Annotated in this window: 1 protein-coding gene (running past one end of the window); it reads right to left on the bottom strand. The window is 69.3% G+C overall.

The window, feature by feature from the left end; translation table 11 throughout:
* A protein-coding gene (locus tag Y590_RS11225; protein ID WP_060769912.1) for an LEPR-XLL domain-containing protein crosses the window boundary here: on the bottom strand, positions 1 to 22,383 show its start. Its footprint begins 23,568 nt before the window's first position; 22,383 of the gene's 45,951 nt are visible here — the first part of the coding sequence; the start codon lies at positions 22,381 to 22,383; its stop codon lies off the left edge, out of view.

Here is a 22,383-nt window from a genome sequence, read left to right as displayed (position 1 = left end):
GTATCCGGTCTTCGGATCGTACTGTGTCGTGCTGCTGCCGTTATACTTGGTGATCTCGGCGCCGGTGCTGTTCAGATCGGCGCTGTAGCGCGTGACGACGCCATCGGCGTCCTGCCGGATCAGGGTTTGGCGGAAGGCGATGTCGTTGGCATCGGCGATGCCGTTGCCGTTCACGTCGGTCTTGTAGGCGAGATCCTTGATATCGATCGTGCCGATGCCGCGCCGTGAGAGGTCGATGCGGTTGAGGACGACGTCACGGTTGAGCTGATTGACGACCTCGACCTTGGCGTAACCGCCCAGCGCCCGCAGCTCGCCGACGCCCGCATTGGTGTTGAGCATGATGCCGGTCAGGTTGATCTGGCCGCCGGTCGAGACGACCTCGTCGATCTCGATGGCGCCGGTCTGCCGGTTGTAGCTGGCGGAGTAGCCGTCGCGGGTCAGCGTGCTCAGGTTCGCGGTGCGATAGGGATTGCGGATGATCTCCTGAATCTCGTTCTCGACCGACTGATCGATGACGATTCTGTAGAGGTCACGTCCGCTCTGCACGAGGCCGTTGAGGTTCAGGTACTGCGCCTTGATCGTCACCGCACCGCTGGCGATGACGCTCGACTGCGAGCCGGACAGCGCCCGAGCGATGTCGGAGGCGGACTTGCCGGTCATCGGACCGGAGCCCGCTTCGAGCACCCCCTTGATCTGGCCGTAGGGGTCGCCGCCGACGGAGTAGGTGCGCAGATCCTCGGTCAGGCCGATCGCGACGGTGCCGCCGACATCGGTCTTCAGCTCCTTGATGGTGGTCTTGGCCGTGATGGTGAGGTCACCGCCCGCGGCCGTCGCCACATTGAGGATCGCCGTCGGCGCGTAGATGTCGCCGACGATGAGAATGGCCGGCGCAGAATTGCCGTTGCGCGCGCCTGTGGTGTTCTTGAGTGAGATGTCGCTCTTGCTGTCCTTCGTGACGACACCGCCGGCGGTCAGGACCTGGAAGTTGACGTCACGGCCACCGGCGATCACCTTGGCGGCGGCGGCATCCGGGCTCGCCGCGTTCTTCGTGATGATCGCTTGGCGACGGGTGTTGAAGTCGTCGCTCGACGTCACCGGGATCTGTGCGTCGTTGAAGAAGGTGCCGCCATTCGATTCCGGCATCGTGATGCCGGCGATGACGAGGCTCGCCACCGAGTTGTTGGTGATCTCGACCTTCGTGTCGGAGGCGGCATCGAGCTTGCCCGAGCCGAGCAGGGCGTCGGCGCGCACGATGATGCCGCCGGCACCCGCCGAGAACGGGCTGACCGTGATGGCCTGGACCTGCTTGTAGATCGGGATGAGGACCTGCCTGCCATCGTACGTCGTCTGGAACTCCGCGAGCCCGTCGGCCAGAAGCTCGGCTTTGATCCGGTTCACCTCGCCCTGGTAGTAGGCCTGGAGCGTGGCGTTGTCCTTGTAGGTCGACAGGCCCTTCGTCGCTTCCTCGTAGGCCTTGATCAGGTTCGACTGGGCGTTGGCGAAGCCGAGGCTGATGGTGATGGGCAGCTTCGGCAGCGTCGCCGAAGCCGAGGTCGCACCATCCGGCAGGGTGATCGTGAAGCTCTTGGTGTTGTCCGAATCCGCGATCGGGTTGCCGGCGGCATCGTACTTCTGGCCGTTGAGCTTGACGGTTCCCGTGATCAGGGTCGCGGCGCCGTTGCCCGGCGCCCGCGTCATGTCGTCGATGACGATGGAGATGTTGCGGGTGATGCCGGTGACGACCGTGCCGTCGACGATCACGGTGCCGATCGAGCCCGTCTGCGTATCGCCGACCGGGGTGATGGCCGAGCCGCCGAGCAGGCTGTCGATGGCGCCGGCGACGGCGGTCGTCCAGTTCGTGCCCTTCATGCGGGCCACGGCATTGGAATTGCCCTGGCGGTTCGTGAACAGGTTGGCGTTGCCCGCGGTCTTGATCGTGGCGCCGCCATCGATCTTGATCGTGTTGATCTCCTCGACGCGGATCTTGGCCGCCAGCGAGGTGATCGGGATCGCGCTTCCGGCGAAATTGTCGGTCGTCGCCGACGCGTCGTAGGCGTCGTCGTAAGCCTTCTTGTTGGTGCCGACCAGGAGATCCGCATCGCCATAGGCGGTGATGTCGGCACCCGCGCCGATGTTCACCGCGTTGTTCGGCCGGATGATGACGGTGGTGCTGCCGCTGGCGACGGTGGCCGCACCGTAGGTCTCGGAGTTCGAGACCGCATAGGCATTGCCGCCGCCATTGGCCGAAAGGGTCAGGTTTCCGAGCGTGAACAGAGTCGCGTTGGCGCCGATATTGACCTGCGCGACGAAGCTCCGGGTCTCGATGCTGGAATAGGCGCCGGCGCCCGACAGCGCGCCGCCGGTGGTCAGCGAAACCTTGTCGTAGATGTTGATGCTGTTGTTCGCCGCCAGACGGATTCCGCCTGCGGTTCCGGCACGGGCGACGGTGATCAGGTCGGCGTTGCTGCCGACATCGACCCGCGTGGTGATGTCGAGAACCGTCGTGCTGTACGCCGCCGCGCCGCTGGCCAGACCGCCGGTCGAGCCGACGATGTTGGCCTGTCCGAGCTGCGGCTTGTTCACGGTGTTCGTTGCGGTGGCGAGGATGTCGCGGGCCGTGACGCGGGAATTGATCCCGAATGCGGCGATCACCGCGTGCGTGATCGTGTTGTTCACGACGGCGCCCGCTCCGGCGAGGGCGCCGTAGCTGTCGGTGATGATCTGGCCGTTCATCGTGCCGACGTGATCGGCGGAGAGATAGAACAGACCGGTGCTGTCGCCGCTCTTCGTCAGGTCGATGGTGACGCCCGTGCCGAGTTCGGCCCGCGTGCTGCCGCCCATGCTGGTACCGGCGCTGGCGGCGGTGCCCGAGACGAGGCCGCCGCTGCCGGAAATGCCCTTGGCGAAGTTGTCGTCGATGCCGGAGGCGGTGACGGTCATCGAGCCGGCATTGAGCGCGCCGAGGGACACGACGCGGGCGCTGGTCACGGTTGCCGAATTCGCCGACGAGACGGTCGCACCGGCCGCGACGAGGCCGATGCTGGCGCTGCTGGCGGTCGAGGTCTGCCGCGTGCTGCTCGTCGCGCTGACGGCGACCGCGCCGCTGACGGCCAGCACCGTGCCGACATCGAGCAGGCCGCTGACCGTGCTGCTGTTCTCGGCCAGGGTCACCGTCGAGTTCAGGCCGATCAGGCCGCCGACGGAGCCGGAGGCGGTTGCCGTCGCGGAGTCGCGGCCCGCCTGACGGGCGAGGTTGCCGAGCACCGAGAGGCTTCCGGCCGTGATCGAGACGTTCTTCGTCGAGGCTCCGACCGTGGCGGCGACCTTGGCCTCGGCCACCGAGGCACCGATGGCGGCGGTGCCGGCATTGATGCCATGAGCCACGGCATTGACGGACGGAAGGGCGGTCGCGACCACGCTCACATTCGCGGCGGAGACCGAACCGCCCTCGATGGCGGCGGTGACCGTCGGGCGCGCCTCGACCTTGGCGACGGAGCCGCCGGCCGCGAGGGCGAGCAGCCCGCCGGCGACCGAGATGCCGAGCACCTGCGAGTCGATCGTCGTGGTGTCGCTGGCGCTGACGGCGACATCGCCCGCGGACGTGACGCGGCTGTTGGTGATGCTGGCGCTCGTCGTGCTCGTGACGGTGTCGCCGGTGCCCGCGCCGCCGCCCGAGACGGAGACGCTGAAGGCCGAAACGCTGCCGGACACGGCCGCGGCACGCGCGCGGCTCGTCAGAGTCGCGCTCTCAGTCGCCGTGACCGCGACGGAGCCACGGGTGATGAGACCGCCGGTCGTGCCGAGGTTGCGGATCGCGGCCGTGACGTTGTTGGCGATCACATTGTCCGCCGCCGCGACGGCGAGGGCGAACGAGCCGCTGCCGAAGACGCCGAACGAGGCGGCCACCGAGGCCGCGCCGGTGTCGACGCTGAGGCTGGACGTGTCGCGCGCCGAGACGGTCACGGTGCCGGCGGTGATCTTGTCGCCGGCTCCATCGCCGTCGATCGCCGCGCTCACGATCGCGCCGATCCGGTTATGGGTGCCCGCGCCGGCGCCCGCGGCGCTGACGGCGACGGCACCGCCGGAGATCGCCACGGAGCCGGCCGCGACCGTCGCCCGGATCGTCTGGCCGGAATTGGCGGTGACGGACAGGTTGCCGCCCGCCTCGATCGTCGTGTTCTGCGATAGAGCCTCGATGAGGAGTGCGGCCGACTTCGTCGTCTTGTTCTGGCCGTTGACCCGCTGCGTGATCTCGCTGCCGATCAGGTTGGTGGCCACGCCGGTGCCGATGCTGGCCCCGACCGCGACACCGCCGATGCTGACGCCGGCCGCGAGTGCGGCGACCTCCGCCACGATCCGGCTGTTGTTCGCGGCGGCGACCGCCACGTCACCGGCGGCATTCAGGCGGGCGTTGCTGACCCGCGCGCGGGTCGAGCCGCCGATCATGTTGGTGGCGATGGCACCGCCGCCAGCCACCGAGACGGCGACGCCGCCGCCCGAGAGCGCCACGGCGGCCGCAGCGACGCGCGCGTTGATGCTGGACCCGCCATTGTCGGACGGAACCGTGGCTTCGACGCGGATTCCGCCTGTGCGCGTCGTGACGGTGGCCCCATCGACGATTGCGGTCACGGCATTGTTGATCACGTTCAGGGCCACGGCGACGCCGATCGCCGGCGCCACGCCGACGGCGCCGCCCGCGGCCGCGATGGCGGCTGCGCCGACATCGACGTTGATCGTGGCCTGATCCTTGGCGCGGACGGTGACGTCGCCGGCCGTGACGCTCGTCGAAGCGCCGGTGATCGCCGCGTTGGTGGCAAAGCTGATCGCGTTGCCCGAGTAGCTGCCCGAGCCGGCGACGCCGACCGCGACGGTTCCGCCCGTGGCGACGGCCGAGGCCGCCGCGACGGTCGCGTCGATGGTGCTCGAAGAGGTCGCGGTGACCGCGAGCGATCCCTGCACCGCAGCGACCGTGTCGGCGATCAGAGCCTCGACCCTGGCGCCGCCATCGGTGTCGAGCGTCGGCTGATCGAGCCGGTTGCCGTTCGCGTCGGTGGTCTTCCAGCTTCCGATGATGTTCTGGGCGCCCGAAAGGCCGATCGCCACCGGAACGCTGGCGAGACCCGCGCCGCCGCCGGCCGCGGAGAGCGCGACCACCTTGGCGTCGATGTCCTGGCTGCTCTTGGCGCCGACCCGTAGGCCCGCAGCGCTCGTGACGCGGTTGAGGGACGATTGCCCGGCCGCCCGCTCGATCGCCGCGCGGGTGCTCGTGGTGATGACGTTGAGGGCGCCCGCGCCGCCGCCGGCCACCTGCACGCTGACGCCGCCGGCACCGCCGACGCTGACGGAGGCCGCCGTGGCGATCGCCTGGATCGAGCCGCTGCTCTCGGCCTCGACCGCGATGTCGCCGGAAGTCGTGGTGACGCCGCTATCGGCGTTGCGGATGAGCGCCTCGACCGTGTTGCCGATGCGGTTGGTCGCCATCGAGACCGAGACCGTAACGCCGACGCTGGCCGCTCCGGCGCCGCCGCCCGCAATGCCCGCCGAACTGACGGAGGCCGTGATCGCGGAGGTGTCCTTGGCGGACACGGCGATCTGCGTCGCCGTGATGCCGGTCGCGCCGTCGCCGTCGATATAGGCGCGCGTCGCGACGGCGATGGTGTTGGAGGCGCCGGTGCCGGAGCCCGCCACGCTGACGGCCGCTGCGCCGCCGCCCTGGATCGAGGCCGAGACCGCCCCGACTTCCGCCCGGATCGTCTGGTTCGAGACCGCCGTCACGTCGAGCGCGTTGTCGGAATCGACGCTCGCATTGCTGAGATAGGCCTGGATCTGGTTGCCGGCACCGATGGTGTTGGCCGCCGCACCGACGCCGACCGAGACACCGACGCCCGCCGCGCCACCGCCGCCGGCGGCCGCAGCCGCCGCGACGATCAGGGCCTGGATGTCGGCGTTCGAGCCGGCCGACACCGTGGACTTGCCGCCGCGCACGATCAGCGCACTGTTGGCGACGAAGGCGTTCGTGCGCACCGTGATGACGTTCGACGCCCCGGCGCCGCCGCCGCTCACCGAAACGCCCGCGGCACCGCCGCCGCCGATCGAGACGGCTGCCGCCGCGGAGCTGGCCCGGATGCGCGCATCGTTACGCGCGCCGACCGAAACGCCGCCGCTGCGGGTGGTCAGGCCGGCATCGACGTTCGAGATCGACGCCTGGATGCCGCCCGCGATGCTGTTGATGGCGAGCGCAAAGCCGATCGCCACGCCGACGCCGGCTGCGCCGCCGCCCGCCCCGGAGAGCGACGCGGCGCCCGTGACGGCGGTGATCTGGGCCGTGTTGGCGGCCGAGACGGTCACGCTGCCCGCCTTGATGCCGTCCGTGCCGGCGCCGTCACCGTCGATCGTGGCCGAGGTTTCGACCCCGATGGCGTTGGCAGCCACCGAACCGGCTGCAGCGCCCGCGACACCGGCCGCGCCGCCGCCCTGGATCGCGGCGGATGCCGCCACGACGGTCGCTGTGATCTTCTGGCTCGCCGTCGCCTGAACCGTCACGGCCGCGGCGATGTCGAGGGGAGAGTTCCTGACCGAGGCCTGGACGGCCGTGGCACCGCCGCTGCCGAGCGTGTCCACGCGCTCGGCATTCTGGCCCGTGCTGGACCATTCGCCGATGCGGTTCTCGGCACCGCTGACGCCCAACGCGACGCCGACGCCGGCTGCACCGCCGCCGCCGCCGGACGCGGCCAATGCCGAGATGATCGCCGTGATTTCGGACGAACCGGCCGCCGTCACCGTGAGGCCGCCACTGCCGGTCGCGGTGATGCGGCTCGCATCCACCATCGCGCTGACCGAGCCGAGGATCCGGTTCGAGGCGAAGGCACCGCCGCCGGACACGCCGACGCCGGCCGAGCCGCCGCCCGCGATGCTGATCGCCGCCGCCGCGGCCGCCGAGTTGATGCGGCCGGCGCGCGAGGCGCTGACCGAGACGCCGAGCGGTCCGGTCGTGCGCAGGAGGGTGTCGGCGTTCTTGATCGCCGCTTCGACGTTGCCGGCGATGCTGTTGAGCGCCAGCGTGAAGCCGACCGCCACGGAGACGCCGGCCGCGCCACCGCCCGAGCCCGCGAGCGAGGCGGACCCGGCGAAGGCGTCGATCGTGGAGATGTCGGAGGCGCGGACCGAGACGCTGCCGGCCTCGATACCGGTCGCACCGTCGCCGTCGATGACGGCGCGGGTTGCCACCGCGATGGCGTTCGTGACCGAGACGCCGGCCGCCGAGACGCCGACGCCGGCCGAACCGCCGCCGCCGATGGAGGCCGCCGCAGCGGCCACCTGGGCCGCGATCGCCTGAGCCGAGCTGGCCCCGACCGTCAGCGCGCCGCTCGTCTTGACGCTGCTGCCCGTGAGAAGCGCCTCGACGACGGAGCCCTGGGTCGCGGCCGCGGTATCGACGCGGTTGCGCCCCTCGCCGGACGACGTCCAGTCGCCGATCTGGTTGGCTGCGACGGACACACCGATCGCCACGCCGACGCCGGCCGAACCGCCGACACCGACGGCGAGGGAGGCGGCCGCGACGAGAGCCGAGATCTTCGACGTGGCCGCGGCGGTCACGGTGATGCTGCCGCTCTGCGTGATCGTGCTGGCGGCCATCACGGCCCGGGTGACGGGGCGGATGGTGTTGAAGGCGAGCGCACCGCCACCGGCGATGGCGATTCCGCCCGAGCCGCCGCCGCCGATGCTGACGGCGGCCGCCGTCGTCGTCCCCGTGATGGTCGCGTTGCTGAGGGCATCGACCAGGACCGCACCGGTGCCGGCGTCGATCCCGTCGCCGACATTGTTCACGCTGGCCCGGGTGGCCGCGTTGATGGTGTTGAGCGCAAGTGCGAAGCCGATCGAGACCGCGACGCCGTTCGAGCCGCCGAAGGCGGCGCTGACCGCGGCGGTGAGCGCGTTGGCGGTGATGCTCGAGGTATCGGCCGCCTTCACGGTGACGGCGCCGGCCTTGATCGCGTTGCTCGCGATCGCGCTGCCGCCCACGCCGTTGCCCTCGATGAAGGCCTGCGTGGTGACACCGATGGCGTTGATGACGGCCGTGGCGCCGCCGCTGACGCCGACGGCGTTGGAGCCGCCGCCCGCGAGGCCGGCCGAGATCGCCGCGATGTTCGCCTTGATGACGTTCTTCGACGTCGCCTCGACCGCCAGGGCGCCCTTCGCATCGACGCCGACGCGGGTCAGGGACGCCTCGACGACGGTGCCGCCGTTCGTGGCCAGGGCATAGCTGGTGGTGGCATCGGTGCCCGAGGAGGACCAGACGCCGATGCGGTTTTCGGCGATGGCGGCGCCGAGCCCGACGCCCGCGGCATTGCTGCCACCGACGCCGGCGGCCAGCGAAGCCGCCAGGATCGCGGCGTTGATCGCGGCCGAGGCCTCGGCCTTGACGCTGATGTTACCGCTCGCGCCGGTCGTGGCCAGCTTGCTCTCGCTCGCCTGCGCACGGGTGCTGGTGGTGATGACGTTGCGCGCATAGGTCACCGCCGCGCTGACGGGAACGGCGTTCGAACCGGATGCGGCCACGGCGATCGCGGCCGAGGCGGCGTTCGCCGTGATGGTGCCCGCCGATTTCGCGGAGATGAGGATCGCGCCGACGGTCTGCAGACCGCGATCGACGTTCCTCACCGTCGCCGAGACATCGTTGGCGATGGTGTTGAGGGCGATGCTGCCGCCGACGGCGATCGAGACGGCGTTGCCGGACGCGGCGGCGAGCGAGAGGCTCGCCGAGAGCGCCCGCGTCGTGATGGTCGAGATGTCCTGGGCCGAAACGGTGGCGCTCGCGGCCTGGAATCCGGGCGTCGCGCCGGTCTTGTCGCCATCGATCGAAGCCGCGACCGCGAGACCGATATTGCTCATCGCGAAGGTGCCGCCGACGCTGACCGCGCCGGCCTTGCCGCCGGCGACGGTGACGCCGGCCGCGATCGCGACGATGTCGGTCGTGATGGTGTTGTTGGCGCTCGCCGCGACGGAGAGCGCTCCCGTCGTCGTAACAGGGCTGCCCACCAGCGTGGCCGAGACGTTGGCGCGGCTTCCGAGCGACGGCGCCTCGCTCAGCGTGTGGGCCGTCTCGTCATAGGCGGTCCAGGCACCGATCTCGTTATAGGCGATGGAGACGCCGAGCGCGCCCGCGCCGCCATCGCCGGCCCCGCCGCCGATGGATGCCGCGGCGCCGACGACCAGGGACTTGATCGTGGCGCTGCTGCTCGCCGAGACGGTGACATCGCCCTTCGCGTCGATCGACGCGTTCTGGCCCGTCGCCGTGGTGCTGCTGTTGATCTTGTTGACCGCGGCGACGCCGGCACCGGAGACGGCGATGCTCTTGTCGGCGCTTGCGCTCACCGCAACGCTGGCCGCTGCGGCGCGCGTCTCGATGGTGCCCTGCCGCGACGCGTCGATGGTCACGCCGCCGGTGAGGGTGGTGACATCGGCGTTCTTCACGGTCGCCGTGACGTTGCCGCCGATCTCGTTGATCGCGACGCTGGCCGCGAGTGCGACCGCAACCGACTTGCCCTGGCCGAACGAGCCGGCCACCGAGGCCGCGCCGACATCCGACGAAATGGTCGAAGTGTTCTTGGCGGTCAAAGCGAGGCTACCGGCCTCGATCGCGACCGACGCGCCATCCGCCGCGTAAAGCTCCGCCGTGGTGGCGACGTTGACGGCGTTGCGCGCGCCCGAGCCGCCGAGGCTCGCCGTACGCGCGTCACCGGTCCCGCTGCCCGAGACGCCGACCGAGACCGTCACGGTCGTCGCATCGATATCGGCCTTGGACTCGGCGCGCAGGCCGACGGCGCCGGTGGAACGCACCGGCGTGCCGGCCACCGTCGCCCGAACCGCCGTGCCCGAACCGCCGATGACGTTCTGTGCGGCGGAGACACCAAAGGCGACGCCCGTGGCCTTGCCCTCGGCCGTACCGGCGAGGGTGATCGCGGCCGCGCCGGTGAGCGCGGCGATTTTGGCGCTGTCCGTGGCCGAGACGGAGAGGCTGCCGACCTTGGCGCCGCCATTGGCGCTGTCCCCGACCTTGGAATCGGTGATCTCGGCGATCGTCGATCCCTTGACCGTGTTGATCGAGAGCGCGCCGCCGCCGCTCACCGAGGCGCCGTCGCCCTTCGAGGAGATCTGCGCGCCGACGGCGGCGGCGTAGGTCTGCGCGAAGATGTCGGCGCTGCGGTTCGCGGCCACGGTGACGTCGCCGAGGGTCGCGAGATTGGCGACCTGCGTGATCCGCGCGGCCACCTCGCTGGTGATCGAATTGTCGGCGAGCGACAGGGCGATGGCGAGGGTCGACTTCGAGGCGGTGTTGCTCGCATCCGCGCTCAGATTGGCCGAGAGGCCGAGGGCGACGGAGGTCGCCCGGATGACGGCGGTGTCCTTGGCCGAGACGTTGATCCCGCCCGTGCCGGAGGTGACCGCGTCGTCGCTGCTGCCGGTGCCGTCGATGACGGCGGAGGCCGAGGTCACGACCTTGTTGCGCACGAATAGGCCGCCGCCGGACAGCGCGACGTTGCCGTCGGTGCTGGAGCCGCCGGAGCTGCCACCCGTCGAAACGCCGACCGCCATGGCGGTGGCCAGCGTCCGGGCCTCGATCCGGCCGCCCGACTCGGCCTCGACCGACACCCGACGCCCGGCGCTCAGCCGCGACTTGGTGACGTTCGCCTTGACGTCGAGGGAGCGCGCCTTGTCGGCCGCGAGGCTGCTGGTGCCATCGACCGGGATCAGGCTGAGGTTGTAGCCGATCATGTTGAAGGCGAGCGAGACGCCGATCGCCACCGCCTGGGCTGCGCCCTTGCCGACGATGACGGCCGCCGCGGCGGCCTCGACCGAGGCCGTGATGGTGGCAGCGCTCTTGGCGGAGACGGTGATGTTGCCCTGGCCGCCGGTTCCGTCAGTGACGCTCGGAGCCTGGCTTCCGGACGCGGTGATCCGGCTGTCGGCGATCCGCGCCTCGACGCCGCCGAGGATCGTGTTGACGCCAAAGGCGCCGCTGCCGGAGACGCCGAGATTCTTGCCGTCCTCGGTGCTCAGCAGCACGGCGATGGCGGTGGCCGCGACCTTCGCGGTGATGGTGGCGGTGTTGGCAGCGGTGACGCTGACGTCGCCCGCGCTCGCCGTGAGGTCGCCGATCCGGTCGAGGCCGGCTTCGAGCACGACGTCGAGGATGGTGTTGCGGGCGAAGCTGGCGGCGACGGAGATCGAGCGCGTGGTCGTCGGGGTGCCGGTCCCGCCGGTGTTGCCCGTATTGCCGGTGTTACCGGAGGTGTTGGTGCCGCCCGAGGTGCCGCTCGTGTCGGGCATGTTGTAGACCACCGCCGTGACGGGGGCCTTGACCACGGCCTCGATGGTGGACGCACTCCGGGCGTTGACGGCCACGCCGCCCGCCGCCTTGAGGCTTGTCACGTCGGCAATGGTGGCCGAGGTGCCGACACGCACGAAGTTCAGGCCGGCGACGGCGCCGACGGTGGTCGCGGCCGAGCCGATCGAGGTGACGGCGTTCTCGATGGTGGCCTTGATCTTGGCCTCGGATCGCGCCTCCACCGAAACCTTGCCGGTGGCGTTGATCGGCTGGCCCGAGATCGAGGCGGTCGCGGCGAACTGGCCGCCCTTGGTCATCTGGCTGTCGAGATCGATCCCGGCCAGCAACTCGGCGAGGTCGAACACCGCGTTGGTGCTCGGGCTGCCGATCTTGTTGAAGGCGGCGGTGATGCCGACGGCGGTCTCGCTCGAATCGACCGTGCTGTCGATCGTGGCGGTGATCGCGCCGGTGTTGCGGGCGCCCACCGCGACATTGCCGACGGTCGCGTTCGCGTCGCCGAGCGGGCTGCGGTCGATCGTGGCGGTGCTCGCGCCCATCACGACGTTCGAGGCGATCACCGCCTGGGCCGCGATGGACTGCTTGTCGCCGGCCTTGGTGCCCGGCTTCAGCTTCGACTCGACCTTGCTGTTCACCGTCGCGGTGATCGTCCCGCTCTGCTCCGCCTGGACGCTGATGTCGCCGGCCTTGGCGACGGTCATGCCGGTGAGCGTCGCCGTGGCGGTGCTGCGCACGTCGTTGGTCACGAGGATGCCGCTGACGGCGACGGCGTAGGGCTTCGACGGGGTCTGCCCGCTGGTGGTGCTCGTGTTGCCGGCCGGCGGCGTCGCCGAGCCGGCGACATCCTTGCTGTCGCCGAGGTTGAGCACACCCGGGGGCAGGAACTTCACGAATTCGCGGAGATTGTTCTCCCGCCAGCCATTGGCCTCCGTGTAGGCCTCCGTCTTCAGGTCGGAGACGAGCTTGGTATCGCCGAAATAGACGTAGAGCTTCTCGACACCACCGACCTTCGCGAACACGATGTCGCCGAACGTGACGGTCTTCGAGCCCGACTCAGTGGTGTAGGTATAATTGCCGAGGATCTTATTGGCGAAGTCCTCCAGCACGCTCGGCTTGGTCAGGCTGGCGATCGCCGAGAGGTTGTTCAGCGAGGTGATGCTGCCGTTGCTGGTCGCCGAGATCGTCACCGCGCCGGCGGCGTCGAGCGTCTTCGTCGGGTCGATGGCGGTGCCGGCCGGGTTGCTGCTGTCGATCCGCGCCACCGCCTCGGAATTCACGAGGTTGCCGGAGAGCGCGAAGCCGATCGCGTAGGCGCTCGCATCCTTGAGCACCGCCTGCGAGGCGCTGGCCTTGTTGGTGAGCTGGGCGTTGATCGACGCGTCCGAACGCGCGGTCACGGCGAGCGCATCCTTGGCATCCGTCGTCGTGACATTGCTGCGCAGGATCTGCGCGCGCGCCCCCGACGGGTCGGCGTCGTTCCCGCTGCCGGCGGCGATCAGCGGCTGACCCGTGATCGTGTCGGCGGCGCGGAACAGGATGTTCTGCTCCTTCCAGCCGATGGTGTTGAAGGCGAGCGTGATCGACACCGCGCCCTGGTCGCTGGAGGTCGCGGTCTTGGCCGTGGCGTCGATGGTGGCGGTGTTGGCCGCATCGACCTTGATCCCGCCGCCGGTGACGGCGCTGTCGACGATCTCGGCCCGCGCCGTGCCGAGGACGGCGTTGGTGGCGATGATGCCGCCGAGCGCGAGGCTCGTCGGCTGGCTCTTCGTGCCGAGGGTCCGGTCCGTGGACGGATCGCTCGGCGTGGACGGGGCCGGGGTGCTGACGTCGGTCGTCGGCTTGTAGGAGGCGGCGGACTTGACGTTGGCGGCGCTGTCGGCGGTCGCCTTGATCGTGGCGGTCTCGTTCGCCTGCACCGTGACCGTGCCGCCCGCCGTGGCGATGACGCCGGTGATGCGCGCGACGGCGTCCGCATGGACGCTGTTGAGCACGACCAGCCCGCCGATCGCCAGCGAGGCGGATGGCTGCGCCGCGACCGTGCCGGTCTTGGCGGCGTTGTTGGCCGACGGGTCGCCCGTGGGTGCCACCGTCTCGGTCGAAGACGTGGCCGGGGCCGGCGTCGTGGTGCCCGTCCCCGTTCCGGAACCGGTGGTCGGCAGCTTCAGGCCGTCCGGGATGAAGTTGGACTCGAGGGCCCGCTTCCAGAGGAGCTTATTGGTGTAGTCGGTGGCTGCGAGATCGATTGTCGCGTTGCCGCCCATGTAGATGAAGATGTCGCCAGCCTTGTAGGCGCTGGACTTGTCGGCGATCAGCTTCCACTTCGCCCCGTCCGTGAAATCCGGATCGAGCGCGTTGATCTCGACCAGGATGTCGGCACCGACATACTTATAGATCTTGCCCGAGAGATCTTCGATCGTTTCGCCGGTCTTGACCGTGATCTCGCCCTGTCCGGCCTTGTAGGTCGGCTTGGCATAGCCGTCCGCGATCCGCACCCGCGTGCCGAAGGTGACGTCCTGCGCGTTCGCGGTCTTCGGAAGCTGGCCGTAGGCCGAGAGGTCGACGGCGCCGATGCTGTCGGTGCTGAGGCCGAACGGCTTCAGGAAGTTGTTGAGCCCATCCTTCAGCTCCAGGATCTTGCCGGCGGTCTCAATGACCGCGCGGTCGACGGCGACCTGCAGGCGGATCAACTGACCGACGCTCTTTTCGGCCGGATCGGAACTGTTGCGCAGGACGGCCTCGTCGAGATAGCCGAGGCGCGCCGCCTCGGCGGCGACCTTCAGCGCCTCGAGCCGCGCCTCGTCGGCACCGGCCGTATTGATCGAGGCCGACGTCAGGTGCCCCGACAGCGCGTCGGCCGCCTCCCCGATTCGCGTCGCGAGACCGGTCTGATCGGTGCTCGGGATCTTGGAGAGATCGATTCCGTTGAGAGCGTCGACGAGGGTCTGGTTGATCTTGAGCAGATACTCGGTCGTGACCTTGCCCGCCCTGAGTTCGAGCAGCTTCGTCTCGACCTGCTTGAGCAGCGTCGCGGGACCGGCCTGAAGCTCCTCGATCAGTCCCTTCACGCGGGTGATCTGCGCGGTGACCTTCTCCTCGAAGGCCAGCAATTCGGCCGGCGCCCAATCGGCGCGGTTCTTGATGATGTTCGATTGAATCGTAGCCGACTGAACTTCGTTCGGGTTGGTCGAGAAGTCCGACGGGAGGTACTTGTTGAGCTTCGACTGATTGGTGACGGCGCCGCCGTCGCTCTTCGTGACGGTCGAGCTCGTCACGATCTGGACGTTCGAGGTGATGCCGGCCGCATCCGTTGCCGTGACGGCCAGGGCGCCGCCGGCCGTGATGTCCCGGGTCACGCCAGTGTTGTCGATGAGGGCGACGGCGCTGCCGCTCACCTTGTTCGACGCGAGAACGACACCGAAGCCGGTGCCGGCGCCACCCGAGACCATCGCGACATCGGCCGAGGAGGTCGCGGCATTGCTGACGGTCGCGTTGATCTTGGCCGCCGAGGTCGCCGTGACGATGAGGTCGCCGCCGGCCTTCGCCGAGGATTGGACGATCGTCGCCTTGGCACCCGCGCCGACCTCGCCGCCGAAGGCCTTCGAGATGGCCGACTGCCCGATCAGCGTGTCGATGGTGTTGAAGAGCAGGTTCTGGGTCTCGTAACCCACCGAGTTGAAGGCGAGCGTCACCGCGCCGGAAACGCCCTCGCCGCCCGACGTGGTCGATGAAGCCCGGATACGCGCATCGACGCCGGATTCGTTCTCGGCGCTGACTTCGAGATTGCCGGTCGTGGATTCCACCGTCGAACGCAGGACGCTGGCATCGGCGCCGCCGCGCACGACGTTGGTCGCCGCGATGCCGTTGGCCGCGATGAGCGTGCCGCCACCGGTGCCGCCGCTGGTGCCGGCCGCGCCGGTCTTCGACTGGAAGGAGGTGCCGCCGGACGACGTCACGGTGCTGAGGAGGGTGGCCGAGATGTCGGCGGCATCCGCGGCGTGGACCGTCAGGTCGAGAGCGGACGTCACCGTGGCATCGGTGATGCGAGCGCCCGCGCCGCCGGTCACCTCGTTGAACACGATCAGGCCGCCGAAGGCCTTGGACGACGAACCGGGCGTGCGGGCGGTCGGGGTCGGATCCGTCGAGCCCGCGGCGGGCGCAGGGGCAGCCGGCGGGTTGGCCACCGTATCGAGCTTCGGCATGACCGTCTTGGCCGCCGCGGGAAGCCAGTTCGCGCTGGTGTAATCCTCGCCGTGGAGCGTGACCTTCGTGTTGTCCGCCCCGCGCCAGATGTAGATCGTGCCCGGCTCGCCCTTCGAGAGCGTATCGGTCTTCGAGAGCAGTACGCCCTGGCCGGCCATCATGTACTGGAAGCCGCCGTTCGACGTGTAGCGCGCCTTCTGGCGCGTGATCGTCGTGGTGCCTTCCGCGGTCTTGATGGTCGTCGTGTCTTTGTCCAGCGTGTCGCCGGCCGTGGTGCCGGGCGTCGTGCCGGCCGCCGTCGGCTTGGTGGACACGATGGCCCCGTCATCGACCGCGAACCAACGGGCGGCGTTGGTGTAATCCTCGGTCGCGAGGTTGACCGAGGCGTCGGACGCAGCGACGAAGATGAACACCCGGCCCTTCAGAGCGGGCTCTTCGGTCCGCTTGGCGTCGGTGTTCGAGCTCGATCCGGCCGGGGTGGCGAAATCGGCAGCCAGCCGCACGCGGTCACCGGCCTTCAGCGCCTTGGTGCCGGATTTCGAGGTGTAATCGTAGATGTTGAGGGCAGTGGCGACCGCCTTCCTGGCTAGTTCGGCGACGCTGCCGGAGACCGACGACGCACCGATCATCGTGCTGGTCGATTCGATGCCGGCCTGATTCTTTGCCGAAACGGTCACGGCGCCATCAGTCGAGGCGACGGTGGCGGCGGTCTGAGCCGGGGCCTGAGCGGCGACGGTTTCCGCGCCGATGAACGCCTCGGCGCGGGCGCTGACCTTGTTCATGGCGAGCACCGCACCCGCGGAGATTCCGCGCGCGCCGGTTTCCGCCTTGTGGACGGTTTCCTCGGAATCCGCCTGCTCGGCCTTGTTGCCGGCCTCGGCGGTGATCTTGGCCTGGCTGTCGGCGGTGACGGAGACGTCGCGCTTGGCCGTGACGGTGGAGCCGGTGATGTAGGCCTTTGCGCCGGCCGGGTTTTCGCCGTTGGTGGCGGTGGCGATGAGCGGATCGCCGACGATCGTATCGACGGCGTTGAAGAGCGGGTTCTGCTGCCGGAATCCGACCGTGTTGAAGGCGAGCGTGAAGCCGACCGCCGTCGTTTCGCCGGCAACAGACCCGGCCGCACTCGCCTCGATCGTCGATGTGTTCTCGGCGGAGACGCTCACGCCTCCGTCGTCACTCGTGACGGTGCTGTCCTTGATGTAGGCGAGCGCGCCGTTCTGCACGTTGTTGGACACGAGCACGCCGTTGGCGGCCGAACCGCCCTCGGCCTCGACCTCGCTCTCGTCGGTGGCGTTGATGGACGCCTCCGACTTCGCGCTGACGCTGACGTCGCCGCTGGCCTGAACGGTGGTGTTGACGATCGAGGCCTTGGCCTGACCCGACACGTCGTTGCGGGCGAAGATGCCGCCCAGCGCGGTGGCCGAGGATTTCGCCGCCGTGATCTTTCCGGTCGGAGCGGCCGAGCCGCCGGTCGCACCCGGCACGACATTGGTGGCGTCGAGCTTCTTCCAGAGCGCGAAGTCGGCAAAGTCCCGCGCCGTGTTGCCGAGATCCTCGGCGGCGGTGAAGTCCGCGCCCATGTACTGGTACACGGCGCCCTTGTCGCCCTTGCCGGCCCAGGTATCGCTGAGGCGGATCTTCTCGCCGAACTTCACCTGCCGGCTGCCGGACGCGGTGGTGTAGGTGTAGTCGCCGAGCAGCGCCTCGGCGTTCTTGCCGAGGCCGCTAACCGAGCCGGTCTTCTCGGCCGAAGCCGAGGCCGCCACGGCGGTCTCGGCCTCGATGCCGACCGTATCGGTGGCGGAGACCGTGACATCCGTGCCCGAGACCGTCTTGGTCCGCGCATCGATCACCGCCTCGGCGGCGCCGCTGACGCGGTTCATCGCAACGAGACCGGAGACCGCCAGGGAGTTGACGCTCGCGGCCTTGGCCGCGGCCGTAACCTCGTTGCTCAGGGTCGAGGCGATCGTGCCGGACGATTCGGCCGTCGCGCTGACCGCACCCGTGGCCGTGACCCGGGTGTTGGTAATGCGCGCGCTCGCCTGCGCCGTCGCCGGGTTTCCGAGATTGGTCCCGACCAGGGCGTTGAGGGTGTCGAAGCCGAGATTGCTGCTCTCGTAGCCGATCGCGTTGAAGGCGAGCTGGATGCCGCCCGCCCGTGCCGTGGTCGTCGGCGCGGTGGTTTGCCCCGACCCCGTCGTCGGCGTGGTGGTGCCCGTCGTCGGCGTCGTGGTGCCACCGGTCGAGCCGCCGGCGGCGGGGTCGGCGGCGGCGTCTTCGGTACCGGAGGGGCCGCTCGACAGCGCGGTGATCTGCGCCTGAACTTCGGCCTCGATCGAGCCGGTCGTCTTCGCCTCGACCGTGACCGCGCCATCGTCGCCGGCAGTCGCGACCTCGGCGTCGGTGATGGAGGCGTCGGCGGCCGACAGGATGGTGTTGGTCGCGATCACCGCGTTGATCGCGAGCGCGCTCGAATTCGACGTGCTGGACTTGTCGAAGGCCGAGGTCTGGCCCGGAACCGTGCTCGCCGTCCCGCTGCCGGCCGTGCCTTCGGCCGTCTCGCCGGTCTGCTCACGGATCGTGGCGATCGCTTCGACGGTGGCATCGGCCTTCGACGTGATCGTCGCGCCGCGCTCGGCCGAGACCACGACGCCGCCATTCACCGTCGTCGTGGCGGAGGAATTGCTGATCGCGGCGGTGACGCCGCCCTTGATCTCGTTGCGCACGACGATGCCGCCGGCCGAGGTGCCGCCGGATCCGGTCGTCTTGGCCGGCGCGGCCTCGGTCTCGCTGACCCGGCGCCAGAGGTCTCGATCCGTGAACTTGACCGTCTTGAGGTCGAGCTTGTTCGCGGCGGTGCGATCCGCACCCATATAGGCGTAGACATCACCCTTCGCGCCGATCAGTTCCCAGCTCGGGCCGGTGAAGTTCTCTTTCGACAGGTCGATCGAATCCGACGTCGCCGGTGCGGTCGGCGTCTTGATGTAGCGGTAATAGGAGCCGACCTCGCCGCTGCCGGCCGGATGGCCGGGGCTCACGAGGACGACATCGCCCGTCTTGACCGCCTTCAGCGTCGGAGCCTTGCCCGGCGTCGTGCCGCTCTGGGCCTGCTTCGTCGTCGACGGCAGGTTCGACTTGATCGCGTCGAGGGTGCTGACGGTCTTGATCGCCTGCTCGCCGAGCAGGGTCGAGAAATCGACGGCCACGCGCTGGCCGAGGGTGATCGCCACCGGCTGGCTTTCGCTCAGCTTGTAGTCGGACTTGATCTGCGGCTGTTTCGTCGGCAGGCCGCCGTCGCTGGCGGCCTGGCTCGAGGCCACGAGCTTCACGTTGGCGTTGATCGTCGACATGTCCGTCGCACGGACGCCGAGTTCCCCCCCGCTGGTGATGGTCGCGCCGCTGATCACTTCGGCGGTGGCCGAACGATTCATGCGGTTGGTCGCGATGAGGCCGCCGATGCTGCGCGAGCCCGCGCTCGTCACCGCGCCCGGCTCGCTGCTCAGCGTCGGCTTGCCGAGGAAGGTCCGGGCCTTGTTGATCGCCGTGCGCGTCGCCTGCGCCTTCGCTTCGTCGAGACGCGACTGCTCCGGGGTCGAAACGGTCACGGTGTTGCTGACCGTGGCGTTCACCGTGCCGGCGCTGATCGCCTTCACGCCGACGCCGCCAGCCGTGGCCGTGACGGTGGCCGCCTCGATCCGTGCACGGGTCGCCTGGGTGGCGGCAATGGTGAAGAACCCGCTGCCGAGAATGGCGTCGAGGGCCATCCCCACGACCTTGTCGGCGAGCTTGTCGCTTCCGGTCAGGCCGTCCGGCCGGTAGCCGACGATGTTGAAGGCCGCCGCACCGCCGATGGCGGTGCCGCCGGACTTGCTCTCACCCCCGACCGAGGTCTGCACTCGCGAATCGATGTTGGTCACGTCGGACGCGTTGACGGAGATGTCGCCGGTCGCGGCGCTCATGCTTCCGCCCCGGACGGTCGCCGTGGTGCTGCCGAGCACGATGTTGACGGCGTAGGAGCCGGCCACGCCGAGCTTGCTCGCCGCGACGACGGCCTTCGCGTTGGTGGTCAGATCGAGGGCGTTCTGCGCGGTCAGCGCGACGCCCTGCGCGCCCGTGACCACCGAATCCGCGACGGTCGCCGTGATGTCGCGCTCGACCGTGTTGACGGCGGAACTGCGGGCGATCCCGATCAGCTCGCGCTTCGCCTCTTCGGCATCGCTCTCGTCCTCGAGGGTGTCGGTCCGGATCGGCTCGACGATGGCCTGCGCCTTGGTCGCATCCATCGCGACGACGGAGATGCCGCCGCCGGTGGCGGTCAGGCGCGCCGTCTCGACGAGGGCCTTGGTGGAGCCGGTCAGCAGGTTGCGGGCCTGGACGGCGCGCGACTCGATCGTGGTGTCGTTGGTGGCCGCGACGGCGAGGGACGCGGCGGCGACGGAGACGCCGCGCACGGCGACCCGCACGGTGTCGTTCACATTGATCTGGGCCGCACCCGCCTTCATCGGCGCGGGCAGCGAATTGTCGGTCTCGCCGTCGCCCGCGACGAGGCCCGTCTCCGGGTTGGCCGGATCGGTCGCGTCGGTGGCGGCGCGGATGCGCACGGCCAGGGTGCCGGCGTTGGCGGCATGGATCCCGGCGGCGCCCTGCGCCGACACGAGGGCGAGATCGTTCGCGGCGGGCGCTCCGGCGGGAAGGCTTCCCGCGGCCGGCACGCCGAGATCGACGCTGGTGAGGCGCGTGACGTTCTGCGTGCCGGTCAGGCCGAACAGGTTGAGGATGTTGATGGCGGCAGCGGCCTTCGCGGCCGCGCTCGCCGCAGCGTCCAGCGCCGGGTCATCGAACTGGAAGCCCGGTACCGACGTGGCATCCCGTGCGACGAGCGTGATCGTCGAGTCGGTCTTGTCGTCGGCCGAGATCTGGAGCGCGAGGGCAGGATCGCTGCCGGCAAGGGTACCGGCGCCGGTCTGAACGATCCGCGGGTCCGTGATCACCGCACTCGGAGCGACCGTCACCTGCGTCGTGTTGTTGATCGTCGTCTCGGCCGATTTGATGAGGGCCTTGGCGGCCAGTTCGGCGGGCGTGAAGATGTCGCTGAAGCTGCCCTCGCCCTTGATCGCGCTCTTGACCTTGTCGAAGGTGCCGGCCGCGGCGTCGGTCACCGTCAGGAGGCCGGGCAGAACGAGCCCGATGGCCTTCACGTCGACCTTGGCCACCGTGTTGGCGGCGATCTTCACGGTCCCGCCGTTCACCGCCCCCTTGGCGCCGACGGCGATCGTGGAGCTGTTGGTCTGCCTCGGCGTGACGCTCTTGAGCTGCGACGTCAGCGTCGAGGTCAGCGTGACGGCGTTGTTGACATCTGTCGTCAGGACAGCGTCGCCCGTCCCCGCATCGACCGTACCGGCGAGGGTGATTCCGGCGAGCCCGTTGGCGGTGACGCTGATGGTCGAAGTGTCGGCCGGCGCGGTGTCGGCGATCGTGATGTCGCTGCGGACGGCGACCCTCACGCCGGTTCCGCGGATGACGGCCCCGTCGTTGACGGTGACGGCCATCTGCGCCGTCGCGCCGCCGGAACGATCGAATCCGGATGTGGTGAGGACGGGCGTCACGGTCGCGTCGGCCGCGATCGTGACTTGTCCGCTGGCAGACAGCGTCTTGCCCGATGCGACGCTCAGGGTGTTGGCCCCCTCACCGCCCTTGAAGACGATGCCGAGATCACCCGCCAGCGCGCTCAGGTTGGCCGATACGGCGATGCTATCGTCGCCCGCGCCGCCTTCGAAGGTGACGGCGAGATTTCCGGATGCTGCGTTGAGATCGGTGTCGAAGACGATTCGGTCCGCGCCCGCGCCGCCGCTGACCGAGAAGGAGGGTGCGGGCGGCAGGCTGGCCAAGTGGAGCGTGTCATCGCCGCTGCCCAGGATCACACCGAGGCTCGTGGTCGGCGCGGTGAAGGCGAGGCTGCCGAAGGTCGCCGCCGAGGAGCCGCTGGTCCTGGCCAGCGTGTAGCTGCTTCCGCCGCCGGACAGCGTCGCGTCGATGCTTCCCGCCACGATCGACGAGATGTCGAGCTGCAGGCTCTTCTTGCCGCCGCCGAACGTTCCGCTGAGGCTGCCGTTGGCACCGATCGTCAGCTTGTCGTCGGCCGCAGCGGCACCGACGAGGTTGGAGACGTTCGAGAAGCTTCCCGCGAACTTGCCGGATGCGATCTCACCGGCATTGGCGCCCGTCAGCTTGAACTCGGCGCCCGATAGCGCGGCCCCGGTCGGCGTGTTCAGGAGGGCAATCGTGTTGTCGAGATTGTTGTTCGGATTCACCCCGGAATTGGTCGGATCGGTGAACGCGAGGATCGGCTTCTGAGTATTGCCGAGAAGCTTGAAGGAATCGGCATCGACCGTGATGGTCTCTTTGCCGCCCGACCCTTGAAGCGTGTAAGCTTGGTTTGAACTCGCATCGATGATGCCGAACGTATGGAGCGGGTTCGCGCCCTGCGTTCCATTCGTGTAATCAAAGACTTGAATACGCTGCACCGTCTTCGTGGTGCTGTTGATGGTCTCGTCCTGCTGGATCAGCTTGACGAGAAGCTGATGCTCGACGGTCGCAGCGTCGGACGGCGCCCCGATTTGATAGGTGATGTCGGAGTTGAGAAGAACGCGCGGCTCCAACGGATCGAAAATCAATCGATCGCGGTTGAAGAGCTTTCCGGCCTTCGTCTTTAGATGAAGGACGAGCTGACGCTTCGACGGACGCGACGGGCGCGGTGTCTCCACGGCCATGCGCGCACGATCGCGGCGGCGGAACAGGGGACCCCAGAAGCCTTCCGACTTGAACGGAAAAGCCAT

It is taken from the genome of Methylobacterium sp. AMS5 (assembly GCF_001542815.1).
In the GTDB taxonomy this organism is placed as follows: Bacteria; Pseudomonadota; Alphaproteobacteria; order Rhizobiales; family Beijerinckiaceae; genus Methylobacterium.
Note: the sequence above shows the minus strand (reverse complement) of the source record. Positions and strands in the feature narration are given on the sequence as shown.